The organism is Spirosoma pulveris (genome assembly GCF_054781875.1).
In genome coordinates this window covers 822,460-835,856 of the sequence record NZ_BAAGTO010000001.1, presented here as the reverse complement: position 1 = coordinate 835,856, position 13,397 = coordinate 822,460, and the positions used below count along the sequence as shown (strand labels likewise).

The 13,397-nt window shown below is 49.6% G+C and carries 12 protein-coding genes; 5 read left to right on the top strand and 7 right to left on the bottom strand.

Annotated elements, in window-relative coordinates:
- Positions 1-77 precede the first annotated feature (77 nt).
- The 3 genes from ACYVJM_RS03355 to ACYVJM_RS03345 all read left to right on the top strand — a co-directional run bounded on the left by ACYVJM_RS03355 (position 78) and on the right by ACYVJM_RS03345 (position 2,104).
- Positions 78-488, top strand: coding sequence for a hypothetical protein (locus ACYVJM_RS03355; protein ID WP_461146785.1), 411 nt, complete (start codon positions 78-80; stop codon positions 486-488).
- 358 nt (positions 489-846) lie between these two features.
- Positions 847-1,113 (top strand): DUF983 domain-containing protein, encoded by a 267-nt coding sequence (locus tag ACYVJM_RS03350; RefSeq protein ID WP_461146784.1) that lies wholly within the window; start codon positions 847-849, stop codon positions 1,111-1,113.
- 85 nt (positions 1,114-1,198) lie between these two features.
- Positions 1,199-2,104, top strand: a complete 906-nt coding sequence (locus tag ACYVJM_RS03345; protein WP_461146783.1) for a carbon-nitrogen hydrolase family protein — start codon at positions 1,199-1,201, stop codon at positions 2,102-2,104.
- Between the two features lie 12 nt (positions 2,105-2,116).
- On the opposite strand, the gene ACYVJM_RS03340 is transcribed toward ACYVJM_RS03345, so the two are convergent.
- From ACYVJM_RS03340 to msrA, 7 genes are all read right to left on the bottom strand, one after another.
- Positions 2,117-3,757, bottom strand: a complete 1,641-nt coding sequence (locus ACYVJM_RS03340) for a S8 family serine peptidase (protein ID WP_461146782.1) — start codon at positions 3,755-3,757, stop codon at positions 2,117-2,119.
- On the bottom strand, positions 3,744-4,436 hold the full coding sequence (locus ACYVJM_RS03335; protein ID WP_461146781.1) for a hypothetical protein: 693 nt from the start codon (positions 4,434-4,436) through the stop codon (positions 3,744-3,746). The genes ACYVJM_RS03340 and ACYVJM_RS03335 overlap by 14 nt, the downstream gene beginning before the upstream one ends.
- 88 nt (positions 4,437-4,524) lie before the next feature.
- Positions 4,525-5,028: a hypothetical protein gene (locus ACYVJM_RS03330; RefSeq protein ID WP_461146780.1), complete on the bottom strand. Its 504-nt coding sequence runs from the start codon at positions 5,026-5,028 to the stop codon at positions 4,525-4,527.
- Positions 5,029-5,178: 150 nt separating this feature from the next.
- A complete protein-coding gene (locus ACYVJM_RS03325) occupies positions 5,179-6,225 on the bottom strand; it encodes a hypothetical protein (RefSeq protein ID WP_461146779.1) in 1,047 nt (348 codons plus the stop codon).
- A gap of 99 nt (positions 6,226-6,324) precedes the next feature.
- Positions 6,325-7,338: a hypothetical protein gene (locus tag ACYVJM_RS03320; RefSeq protein ID WP_461146778.1), complete on the bottom strand. Its 1,014-nt coding sequence runs from the start codon at positions 7,336-7,338 to the stop codon at positions 6,325-6,327.
- A 107-nt stretch (positions 7,339-7,445) separates the two neighbouring features.
- Positions 7,446-8,159, bottom strand: a complete 714-nt coding sequence (locus ACYVJM_RS03315; protein WP_461146777.1) for a hypothetical protein — start codon at positions 8,157-8,159, stop codon at positions 7,446-7,448.
- A 241-nt stretch (positions 8,160-8,400) separates the two neighbouring features.
- Positions 8,401-9,078: a peptide-methionine (S)-S-oxide reductase MsrA gene (gene msrA / locus ACYVJM_RS03310; protein WP_461146776.1), complete on the bottom strand. Its 678-nt coding sequence runs from the start codon at positions 9,076-9,078 to the stop codon at positions 8,401-8,403.
- A gap of 56 nt (positions 9,079-9,134) precedes the next feature.
- Between msrA and ACYVJM_RS03305 the strand changes: the two genes are divergently transcribed.
- Positions 9,135-9,731 (top strand): MiaE family protein, encoded by a 597-nt coding sequence (locus ACYVJM_RS03305; protein WP_461146775.1) that lies wholly within the window; start codon positions 9,135-9,137, stop codon positions 9,729-9,731.
- Positions 9,732-9,820: 89 nt separating this feature from the next.
- Positions 9,821-12,940 carry a PD-(D/E)XK nuclease family protein gene (locus ACYVJM_RS03300; protein WP_461146774.1) on the top strand — a complete coding sequence of 1,040 codons (3,120 nt, stop codon included), beginning with the start codon at positions 9,821-9,823 and terminating at the stop codon, positions 12,938-12,940.
- The last annotated feature ends 457 nt before the right edge of the window (positions 12,941-13,397 follow it).

Sequence of the window (13,397 nt, the reverse complement as noted above, 5' to 3'; positions counted from 1 at the left end):
ATATAGTAGTGATTTTTGTTGTTTATAAGGAGAGCGAATCAGTAGATTTGTCGTACAACAAAACCATAGAGAGAGCCATGAAAACTTTATTTTCACTACTAGTGGGTATTGGCCTGTTGGCGATATCGGGCCAGGCCTTTTCGCAGAATGGAGAAAACAAAAAGCCATTGAATAACCCGATGTATTCGACCCATAATTACAAGCATCCGAACATGGCAGCCAAAGCCCGGACTTGGGAGAACAAAGCGGGGGTTGCCGTACAGCAGCCGACGCCTACCGATGCCCGGTATGCAAACTATAAAAATCAAATGCCAAACGCTCAGCCGGTGGGTGGTATAACCGTTGATCATACGCCGGCTTCAAGTCTGGCCGACCGAAATTATAAAATCCAGCGGGTAAGCGAACCAAATCCAGTTATGCCTTCGAATGAGTACTATGTTAGAAAGCAAAAGAATACGGATACAACCAATACCAACGTTGGAAACTAAAGACTACAGTCATTGCCAAAACGGGCCACCTGAAGTACAGGTGGCCCGTTTTATTTTTAGGACTATGAAAATGTGAATCAACCACGGCCCTTGAGTTACGGCTCTTATTGACATCATCGTTGGTTTGTACCATGGATGGCTTGGTTTGTCTTTTTATGACAATTGGATGCAGTCTATTTTTGCACTGGGTTCATACTCTATCGTCTGCCCTAGCAACTTGGGTATGTACCATAAACAAAAAAACATCGCCATGTCAGCCAATAGCCGTTTGCACAGTATTTTATATAATAAATGCCTACGTTGTGGGGAAGGTGATTTCTTTGTAAGAAACAGTGCGTTCACCCGCGATTTTGACAAGATGCATGAACACTGCCCCCATTGTGGGGAGAACTTTATGCCGGAACCCGGTTTTTACTGGGCATCGATGTTCGTGAGTTACGCGTTTTATACCATCTATACCCTTCTCACGTTCTTTATTGTTGTTCAGGGATTGGGTGTTGACCTCGATTACTATCTGATCGGATTGGTGCCAACGCTGATTGCCTTGACGCCTTACTTTTTCCGGCTCGCCCGCCGAACCTGGTTATCAATCTTTATCGAGCCTAAACAGGTGTCCCGTTTATAATGGGTTGAGTATAGAAGTGGTTTTCGACAAAATTGTCTGAAACCACTTGTACATTTGGGTACAAACTAATGAGCCGTCGAAAACGATGAAGGTTAAGGTAGGGGTAATTCAGGCAGCACCCGTATTTTTTGATATAGGTAAAACGATTGATAAACTTGAATCACTCGTTATTGACGGTGCCCGGCAAGGTTGCCAGTTCCTGCTCTTTCCCGAATCGTTTATTCCTGGTTATCCCCGAAAGTTTACGTTTGGTGCCGCCATCGGTTTACGAACCGACGCCGGACGCGAGCTTTATAAAACATACTGGCAAAACAGCCTGCAATTACCCAGCCCGGAGTTAAAGCGTTTGGCGCAAATTGCCCGCGACAATGGCGTTTATCTGGCCATTGGTGTCACCGAACGAGACTCCCTGAACGGGAGTTTATACTGCACACTCGTGTATATATCTCCGACGGAAGGCTATCTGGGAAAGCATCAGAAAATCAAACCGACGGGTGTTGAGCGGTTGGTCTGGGCCGAAGGAACCGGCGAAAATTCAATGAACGTTTTTGCGACCGAAATCGGGCGAATGGGCGGGTTAATCTGCTGGGAAAATTACATGCCCCTAGCCCGGATGCAAATTTATCAGCAGGCTCCACAACTTTATCTGGCTCCTACCGCCGATGCACGGCCTACCTGGCCTGCTACGCTACAGCACATTGCCTGCGAGGGGCGATGCTTTGTGCTGGGATGCAATCAATTCTTCACCCGATCTGATTACCCGGAAGAGTATCAGACGTTTTTGACGGATGAAGACATATTGTTGAGTCGGGGCGGAAGTGCCATTGTTTCACCGCAGGGTGGATTTATTGCTGGTCCGCTCTGGGACAAAGAGGGCATTTTAACCGCTGATCTGGACCTGGATGAAGTGCTGAAGAGCAAGCTCGATTTCGATGTGATCGGGCATTATACCCGGCCTGATCTTCTGCCTTTCCCTCCCAAAGCCAGCTAATTCAGAAACTCGCTACTGTTTTACCAGCTTGACGGTCCGTTTCTTATCACCAGAAACGAGGGTCATAACGTACATGCCAGCCGATAAATTCAGGAACGGTAACGTGAAAGCAGTTAGTCCGGCCGATGTAAACCGGTTCTGCCAGATAATACGTCCGGCCGCATTCGTCAGCGTGGCGTCAAGTGGTGTGTTGGGGGCAATTTCGCCCCACTGAACACCCAGAGGTTGTTCATCGCTGAAGGGATTTGGGAAAACCAGCAGCTGTCCGTACGATTCGGCGAGGACTGATGCGCGCTCAAAGTTAGGGATGCCATACCCTAGCTGGTCGTCAGGGCTTCCAAACTGGTTCCCCGATCGGCGCAGGGCGTCGACTACCTGAGTGGCCGTGAGTTGAGGGTGTGCCTGCCAGAAACCGGCCGCAAGTCCGGCAACTAAGGGTGTTGCAAACGAAGTGCCGTTTCCGGAAACGATCTGCCCACCCGGACTGCCTACGATAGTGCCCTGTCCACGAGCTGCCAGGTCGGGTTTGACCCGCCCATCTGCCGACGGGCCGAACGAACTGAACGATGCCCGCAAACCGGTTTGTGTGACGGCACCGATCGCCAGTACGGAAGCTGCGTCGGATGGAGCGGACAGGTAACGCCAGGCGCTGCTTCCTTCGTTGCCAGCAGCCACTACGACGACCATACCTGTTTCGGTCGCAATCTGTGCACCCCGGGTCGAAAGGGCTGTTTTGCCATCCAGGTTCTGATAAGTATAGCTGGTAGTTGCCTCATCGAACTGGGTGTAGCCCAGCGATGAGCTGATGACATCCACGCCAACACTATCGGCATATTCAGCCCCTAAAACCCAATTCGCTTCTTCGATCTGCTTTTCCGTGGCGGCATCTTCGGTACGAATCAACACAAAAGATGCTTTGTACGCAGTGCCGTACAGTTGCTTGTCGGCAGTGGCGGCAATGGCAGATAGACAGGAGAGACCGTGCGAATCATCCTCATAGACACTCGTTTCTTTTTTAACGAAGTCGTAGGTTGCCAGAATGCGGTTCTCATCAAAAAGTGGTTTCAGAAAGCCTACTTTGTTCCCATTCAGGAAGCCCGCATCCAAAACGCCAATAAGCATCCCTTCGCCATGATACCCCTGCTGGTGCATTTTATCGGCCCCCAACTGAGTTATCTGCGCTTGTGAATTGCCATAATCCAGGGGCGTGTCGGCAGTAGCGCTAAAGGAACCAACTGTTTTGGCTGTCGACGTTTGCTTATCGGCACTGGGGCGGGCATTGGCCAGCGAGCGGCCAAATTCCAACCCTTTCACGATGGGGAGTCGCTGAACGGCGGCTATCGTCGCATCTGTAGCCTCAACCAGAACAGCGTTGAGCCAGCGTGAGGTAAACCATATTTTGGCTCCGGCCTGCTGAATTTGCGATACATAAGCCGGATTAACGGGTAGGTCGCGCTCCAGAATGCTGATGTTCTGCTTTTGCCGACGCAGGATAGACCGTTGCGAGAGAAACTGCTCCGGACGGCTTAGACTATAGGGTGAGTTTGCTTTGTCGCGCAGTAAAACCAGAAACTTCCGGGTCGTCTGCCCAAAACCCGTTACCTGACAAAGCAAGAGAACCACTAAAAGAAAACTTACCTTATTCCTTTCCATACGTCTGAATGCGATAGATTTGCCGTAGACCATAGTCAATCTGGTTCTTGCCTGAACAAGCCGGGGTGTCGGTACAAAATTGAAGATACGTACGTTCTTTATAGATCATTCCGATTTGATGAGCGTAGACGTCAATACGTTTGGTCTGTTCGATCAGCGTTGAATCATTCCGGGAAACCACCGTAACTGTTTTCCGGAATTCTTTCCCCGATACGTTGAAATACGCCCCAACGTTGCGGGCTTCATAGCCGTCGGGTCCAAACAGGTTATACCGGTTTCCGTTCCAGCGCAAACCATCACTTACCGGATGCAGGAGTTTAACAAAATCCTGACCGTTTTCTGTGCGGATTACTTCATTATTGACCAACCGGACCGACCAGATCGAATCGGGCTGCCAGGGTTGACCATTGCTGATTTGTCGATAGCGCAGAAGACGGTAGGCCACTTGCCCGGTAACATCGGTGTAAGCCGGACCAATTGTTTCCTTCAGTCGGTACGTGCGCAGGAGCGGAGAGGTACTACGGGCGTACTGTATTTCCTGCACGTCGAAGATAATATACCGGCCCGTTTCAAGCGGCATAAAGTCGTAAGCGGGTGGAATAGCCATATCCGCTGCCGACCGACAGCCGCTGCAGGCAGCCCATAGGCCAATAAGCAGGATACATACCCGGATTGACATACTAGGGAAAGAATTTGTCAAGATAGGGATGTACATACTTTATGTGAGGCTGTTTCCTGTTTCGTCAGCTGTGATAGGTTCTTTACGATTAAAAAATTCGATTCCAGGCAAGGCGGACGATAAGCAGTAACGCGATAAAACCAACCAGAATATAAGTGAAGGGAACGTAGGAAATGGCATAAATACGGGTACGATCGATGAGCCAGAGAAGCCCCATAAGTGCCGTAATCATCGTCAGAAAGTTGGATAACTTCCCGAAAGCCGGTATGTAGTTGAAAGGCAGCTTTCGTTTAATGAGCATCAGAGTAGCCACCATTGTTAAAATGGGCAGCACCTGTAGTGCCAGATTCATATCCCAGATGCTCTGGCGCTCAAACAGAAAAAGATAGATGTTCAGCGTGAGGGCAAACATTCCCGGAATACAGGCTATGTACGCTAAGACGGCGTATACGTACCGCCATTTCCAGATTTCTTCGGCCGTTTCACCCGACCAAAGATTAATTAAAAATGCTCCAGTAGGAATGGCCATCAAGAGCAAAAACAGAAGTATAGGCTGGCCGGATAAGGTCTCAAATACATCTCGAAGCGTCATAACGATAGTTGGTATAAGACGAAAATAGAAAGGTGTACGTGATCAAGCGGAGCATGCACATACCTCAAAGTTAGGCATTCTGCGCAGTACTTTCTGACTTGATTACGTACACCCGTCGCTTCTCTTAATCAACGGACCGAGTTGTCGACCTTACTTTATGGTCAATAAATACCCGATTGTGAAGTTGGCATCCCAGTCGAAAACGAACTGATTGCAGCCGGTTGCTTCGGCAATGGATCGGTAAATAGTAAGCCCTGCTTTAGACTTCGCATTCTCCAGTTTATAAGCCGATGGGGCATCCAGAACTGTATACCGCTCTTTATCTTTCCGAACGGCTTTGGCCAGTTCGAAGGGTACACCGCCAATAATAAAGCAGGTTTTACGTTGGTCGGCCGGAACTTGCTTTGCTTTGGCTTTTACCTCCGTCGCAACGGTTTCATCGCTGGTGTTGTTCTGAAAATATTTGGCACCATACGTTTCTAATGCTTTGGTAGTGCTGCCTTCCTTCCAGGAAATCTTCGTGTTGCCGGAGCCAATATCGACTACAAATGAATTATCGTAGAAATCAGCAGGCAGCACGGCTTTTAGTCCCAGAGACCCTTCCTGCTCGGGGGTAACAATGTTCACCACGTAATTCAACGACTTCAGGACTCGGATGATCTTTGGCGTTCCCTCCGCCTTCACGGCCCCCGAACTAACCACGAACTGAATATCACGGCCACCCACCCCGAAATCCAGCATTTTGCCGATGTAGCTTTTCAGTCCCGTTCGAATGTCTTCGTCTGTAGCCATATTTTCCATAACAAGGCTATTATTGAATTCAGCTTTTTCGAGCTTCCAGCGTTTCTGGTCGTCAATTCGAACAATGAATGAGTTAAACCCGCTGGCGCCTAATTCAACGACACCTTTAAGTTTTCCGTTTTGTGGTTCGGGGGCCGTGTAACTGAACGACTGGCGGGGTTGATCGCTGGCTTCACTCTCCGACGAACCCGAAGTAGATGCACTTGACTCTTCAACGGCGGCCTCCGCAGTTTTATCGTCAGCACGGGGCATCGTTTCCGATTCTGTGTATTCTTTGTCTTTAGGCGCGAGTTTGCGTAGGGCTTCATTACCGCCAAAATAACGGAAAGCGAAGAAAGCAGCGGCCAGGATCAGGGCCGTAATAAGCAGCCGGCCGGCTACGGTTAAGCGTTGCATAATGTAAAGAGTGAAAGAGTGAAAGAATGCAAGAACGAAGGAGTGAATGGGGATCGGCGTTCATAAAAGTTCGCCCATTCACTTGTTCACACGTAAGAATTAGTCAAGCAAATTTTTATACCCGGCGTCTTTTTGCGGAGCGGGGCCGAGGTTGATGGGCTGGGCCGGAGCATCCAACTGTACCATCTTAAACTCCCCTTTATTATAAGCCTCCAGTAAAGCCTCGCCTTTGTCGGACAGGATGCCGTTCTGAATGTCGACACCATTAATGAAGTCCATCGAAAGGTCCATCGCCCGTTTCATTTCGCCGAGTTTCATGCTCATGTCATCCTGAATATATTCCATCGACTGATCGAAATAGAACTTTTTGTCCGGATCGCCTTTGAAGATGCTCACCGCCGTTTTAAGCGCGTTCGAGCTGTCTTTAACGATCTGGTACTCAGTTTCCTTGAGACGTACTTTAATTTCAGTTTCCTTAATGATATAGTCGGCGCTTTGGTTGACCTTTTCCATAAACGCCAGTACATTTTTCATGTTCCGCTGAAGGGGTAGCAGTTTTTCGTTCATTTCCTGCAGGCCAGCCCCTTCAATCGTTGCCAGTTGAGCTGTTTCGCGCATACCAGGCTTGTCGCTCAGTGAATTAGCCTTATTGGCTTCGGCAAACTTCTGCTTAATGGTCTCGTTGTTTTCGTTGATTTTCTTGTTCAGTTTTACCAGTTGCCCGGCCAGGATGTTGATCTGGCCCTGCATTTTCTCCCGCTTGTCTTTCAAATCCTGAATGTAGATTTTCATGATTGCAATTGGGTTCAACTGAATAACCGTACCTGTAATACTCCGCATCAGCGATTTGAACAGGAAGAATACCGCCGTCCGAACATCTTTGCTGGTAAATAGGAAAATAAGAACCCCAAGCGCACCCAGCAGTAGCGATAGCTCGAGGATGTTTGACGTTACCCGAATCAGGAATTCAATGATTCGGTTGAAGTAGACGAGGCCAAAACCGGCCATACCGGCCAGCACAATCATGCCCAGAATACCTTCGGGGCGGCTCCAGAACGAACGCTTTTCTGCGTCTGCACTGCCGCCAAGTTGGGAAAAATCAGGAGTTGCCATGTAAGGATTTACAATTTTTAACAGTAATGAAGACTTACAAAATGGGTAATCAGGTTTTGATAGCAGCCGTCAATTAAGCAGCACAGCACGTCATTTTATTTTGTAAATCATTTCAGGTATTGCGCCATTTTGGCGATGTCGTCTTTTATCTGGTTCACAAAATGGGCAAATGTAGTGTCGTAATTTTGCCGGTTTTGGGTGATTTTAGCACTTTGTTCCGAGATTTCACCGGTAATGGCTGTCAGGCGGTTTGTATTAGCATCAATCTGTTTCTGAATCTCAACCAACTGGTTTGCCAGCGCATTGTTTTCCGTTTGCAGGCGTTTTTCTTCATTTTGTAAACCGCCCACGCGTTCTGCCAGGGCGTTTTCAACGCTTTTGCTAAACCCATCCCGGTCTTTGTTGAGTGCCGAAATATACCCATTCGCTGTGTTATTCAGTATGTTTGGGTCGCTGCCGCCCCCCAGGGCTTTGAAACTCGCCCAGGCTGCCTGAAACTGTTTATCTTCGGGTAATCCTAAATTACTCAGGCTCCGCAGGGTTTCGCGAAATTCGAAATAGTCAGGACCGGGCGGATTATTCTGCGCCAGCACATTGGCGAAATGCTCGGCAAATTTCGGGTCTATAGCCCCGGTCGTACCAATAGTAGCGCCATCTGCTGCTGGTGCGGAAGGAATAGTCGGTGAATCCGTAACGGGTGGCGAAGGGCGGGGAGTGGCCGGTGCGGGTGCCGGTGGCGTTCCTGTAGCGACAGCGGGCTCCTCTTCTTTGACGAAGAAACCCAGAATTTTGCGACCAAGTGATTTATCAGGCTCTGGCATAGTTGTCTGTTGTTTCGGGGTCGCCCGGTAGTGGGATGCCCGTTCGTTGAAAGACTGAGCAATGTTACGAGGTTCCCCCCATTCCTACAATACCATATTTGGCCGAACGGTTACGGGACTTGACAAAATGCTACAGGGCATGACGGTTTCTGGCCCGTATTAGTCGATAAGCCTTCATACCCTCTTTTTCATCCTGACTGTTCCGTATACAAGACAGCAACTCCTGGTATTAAGTCACTGCTTACTCACGGAGCCACTTTTCCATCCGTTCCCTGAAGGTGTCTACTTTTGGCTCCGAAACGAGGTGAATGTACATGTTGTACGGGTTATGGCGGTAGTAATCCTGGTGATACATTTCAGCAGGGTAGAAGGCCGCTAAAGGCACGACCTGTGTAACAACCCGGCCCTGGTGGTGCCCTGACACGTTTTCACGCTGAATAGCCGCGTTGACACGGGCTTTTTCGCCTGGATTTCGATAAAAAACAGCCGACCGGTAGTGTCTGCCAATATCAGGCCCCTGCCGATTGAGCTGCGTGGCATCATGACCGGCAAAGAACGCATCCAGCAGAACGTCGTACGAAATAACCGAAGGATTATAATACACCTGAACGGCTTCCGCGTGGCCGGTTTGGTCGGTACCCACCTGCTCGTAGGTCGGGAAGGCAAGGTCGCCACCCGCATAGCCCGAAACAACAGTTCGGACCCCTTTTAATAATCGCATTTCCTCCTGAACGGCCCAAAAACAACCACCCGCAAATGTGGCTACGGCTTCACCGGGCTGTAAGGCAGGCAGCTTTGCGGGATTGATATCGATAACAGTGCTGACGTTCGATGTATCCGTCCGCTGCCGACAACCCGGAAATAAGAGTGTACCCATAACCAGCCAGCCGGCTAACAGGAGAAACGTTTCTCGAATCATAGTAGTGACTGTATGTTTATCTTTGCTGTATCCATCACTGAAAACCATTAAGCCTTATGTCGCTTACGACCTTAGGTCTCGAACTCCCCACCGACCCGCGCTGGGTCGACATTGCCGGTATGAATATCGGTGAAATTCTGATCGATCATGCCTGGTGCGAGCAGAAAGCCGCTTCGTCGTGCATATCGCTCATTGTCATGTATACCGATAAAGTCGAGCTGGTGGAAGTGCTGACACCCATCGTTGCCGAAGAATGGGGGCACTTTCAGCGGGTATTGAAAGAACTGCGCAAACGGAACATCAAGCTGGGACGACAGCGCAAAGACGATTACGTGAATGAACTGCGGTCGCGGGTGCGCCGGTCTATTGGGGATCAGCATGAACAACTGATGGACAACCTGCTTATCAATGCCTTGATCGAAGCTCGGAGCTGCGAGCGCTTCAAGCTGCTTTCGGAACATATTGCCGATGAGAGCTTACGCAAGTTTTACCGGGAACTGATGATTTCGGAAGCCGGGCATTACCGCACCTTTATTGAACTGGCGGAAACCTACCTGCCCGCCAGCCGCGTTCGAGAACGCTGGAAGGAATTTCTTGCCGTAGAGGCCGACATTATGGCCACGATGGCCGTGCGGGGTGATCGAATGCATTGAAAGAGTTGACGGGTAAAAAGGCTGGTCAGTGAATGACAAGTTGTATCTTTACTGTTCGGCTGAAAACGAATCCGACTCACCGACAACTAATGACTTTTCTTCAACAAACGGCCCAACGCATTTTTGATACCCACGGTCCCAGTTTAAACGACGTTTGGGTGATCTTGCCTACCCGCCGGGCTGTATCCACCTTTCTGGATGAACTGGCCGCCCTTTCTGACAGACCTTTTCTGGCTCCACACACACTGGCTGTCGACGATTTTATCACCCAGGCAGCGGGCGTTCAGCTGATCGATTCGGTTAGTTTGCTTTTCGAGCTATACGACGTTTTCAAGGAGATTGACCCGCTGGTTGAGTTTGAGCAGTTTATCGGCTGGGCGTCCATACTGCTCTCCGATTTCGACCGTATTGATCAATACCTCGTTAATCCCCACGAATTATTCAGCTACCTGACGGCCGCCAAGGCACTCGAACGCTGGCAGGTCGACATGCCGTCATCTGCCAAACCAATTGTCGAAACGCCCGGCACAACCCGATACTTCAAACTTTTCGAGAATATACATACGGCCTACCATGCCCTGCACCAGCGCCTGAATGAGCAGCGACTGGCCTATCGGGGAATGGCCTACCGGATACTGGCGCAGCAGGTTGAACCGTTGATTCGTGATAACCTGGCCTATGAGCGCATTTATTTCGTAGGGTTTAATGCCCTGAGTAAAGCAGAAGAGCAAATTATCCGGGTGTTGGTCGATGCCAAAAAAGCCGAACTGATCTGGGATACTGACTTATATTACATGAATGACCGGCGGCAGGAAGCCGGCGAATTTCTGCGACGATACAAGGACAATGGCTGGCTTTTTTCGAAACAAAACCATGCCGATCTGGCGCAGCTGTCCAACAACCTGCTCGGTTCTGAAAAGAACATACGTGTCGTTGGGGTGCCTAATGCCAGCATGCAAACCAAGGTAGCTGGTAAGATTTATAGTGAATGGCAACGGGCCGACAACACAGGGCAGGGCAATTCTTCAACGCCCCCGCCGAAGACCGCTATCGTGCTGGCTGACGAAACGCTCCTGGTGCCGGTATTGTACGCGCTGGATGAAAACGTAACCGACCTGAACGTCACTATGGGTTTGTCGTTGCGTTCGTCGCTGTTATTTACGCTGGTCGATACGCTGTTTGAGATGCAGCGGACAGTCCATGAGTTTCGGACCAAAGACGGGCGCGACCTCAAGATTCCCAAGTTTCACCACCGCCATGTAGTGAAGCTGCTCAATCATCCGTTTTTGAAACAGTACGAGCGTATCCGGGGGCTGATGTGGCCGGGCAATGTCTTGCCAACGGGCGAAGTTCTGCCCCCCGAACCACTCTTTCAGTGGATTGCCAAAGAGATTGTTAAAAATCAGCGTGTTTACCTGACCGAGCGGGATATGCTGGAGTTAGGGCAGGATGACCCACTCGTGCGGGTGCTGTTCAGACGGTGGCCCAATGAGGAGCCGATGAAAGCCATTCGCACGTTTTATGACCTGATCGAGTTGCTGCGTGATGTGTATCGCACCAGTCAGGATGCCATCGAGATTGAGTACCTCTACCTTTTCTTTACCCTGCTCAAACAACTGGAAGCAACGCTGGACAGGCAGGGTGAAGGAACACAGGGAACCGGGCGTGGAGTACCGGTGCCCAAGGCACGAAATAGGGGGAAGGGGGGGGCTGTTATCCTGGATGCGGGCTTCCCGGCTCCCCTGCTTCATGTGCATGAACCGTCGGCCGCTGTTACCGTGCGCAGCCTGAAACAGTTTCTGTACGAACTGATCCGGCAAACGAGCATTCCGTTTACCAGTGAGGGAAAGAGCCAGTTGCAGATCATGGGTATGCTCGAAACACGGGTTCTGGATTTTGATCGGGTGATTATCCTGTCGGTGAACGAAGGAATTCTGCCGCAGTCCAGAAAACTAAACTCACTGATCCCGTTCGATATAGCGGCCGATGAGAATATAAAACTGCCAACCTACAGCGAACAGGAAGCCGTGATGGCCTACCACTTTTACCGGCTGCTGCAACGGGCCAGCGAAGTGGTGCTTCTGTACACAACCTCTACCGATGCATACGGGAACAGCAAAGGGGAGCCAAGCCGCTTTATTCGCCAGTTGGAACACGAGCTGGTGCCCCGCGCGAATGGGCGCATTCGGATAAGCTACCCAACGGTTCGGTTCGGTAAGGAAAGTGAGAAAAAGGAAACCAGTCTGACCGAGCTGAATGTGCCAAAAACCGAATCGGTGCGCGACGATCTCATTAACCTGCTCATCACGAAAGGCTTGTATCCTTCTTATCTGAACCAGTTCGTAAGTTGTTCCATGCGGTTTTACTTTAGCCGGATTGTAAACATCAGCGAAGAAGAAGATATCGAAGAAAAAATGGGAGCGGCCGAGTTCGGCAGCTGGCTGCACAAAGTGATGGAGCGGCTGGACCTTGAGTACCGCCTGAAATCTCTGCCCATCGACGAGTCGATCATTAAAACGCTGCTCGAAGAAGAGTTTGCCAGTACCAATAAGGGCCGGGTTATTGAATCGGGTATGAACCTGCTGCTTTACGATCTGGCGCAGAAACTAATGCTCGACTTTCAGCGGCAACAGAATGCGTTGCCCGGATTAACGGTCATCGGGACGGAGCAAACCCTCGAAACTTACCTTACTGTACCCATAGAGGGGCGGGGGACTATTCGGGTACGAATTGCGGGAAAAGTGGACCGTATCGAACGTCTGGGTGATCAAATTCGAATTGTCGATTATAAAACGGGCAAGGTTAAACTGTCCGAAAAAACGCCCAAAGACCTGAGCGATCGATTGCTGAGCGATGGGGGCGACGATGCCGGTAAGATGCGACAGTTGTGGCTGTACCGGTATCTGGCCCTAAAAAATATTAGTGAGTACGGGGGCTTACCCCGCGACCGGGCCAAACGGGATATTTTTAAGGCCGACGGTATGCCTGTCGAAGCTGGCTTTTATTCGTTCCGGGATGTGGATGGGGGCTTTAAAACAAATCCCGTTCGCTTTGGTGACAACGATAGCCCAAGTCAATACATTGAAGATTCGGAGGATTTACTTCGTCAACTGATACAACAACTGCTCGATCCAGAACAACCGTTCAAAAAAACAGACCAGATCGAGACCTGCCATTTTTGTGATTATAAGGGTATTTGCGGACGATAAGTAGCTCCGCGTAACTACTCCTTCCTTGGCAGCTATGCTGTCAATCGTGGTGGCATGTACATGACTAAGGCGTTTGTCAGCATTCGGACCTATTACTGAATGGTAAAAGGTACCTGGAAAGTTGGACACCGGTTTATAGCAGGCAGGATCTGTCTGCTACGGTTCTATTAATGAATAGGAAATCCCGAAACCGTACCAATGAGGCTATGCAGCTGAGACGTATAGGCATTCCGTCATATAACTGTCCTAAAATTTCCCTTAATCTTGGTATCGATAATCATCCGGGAAAGCGATAGTTCTTCAGTACAAAAAGCAGTGGTTCAGGATGCCACAGAATACTTCCGGAAAACGTATAGATATATTGTAAAGGGAAAGTATTTTAAAATAATGTTAAGTAGACATCAAAAACTTTCCTAAGTATGTAATAATTCCCTTATTATTATGAATTATTTATTAA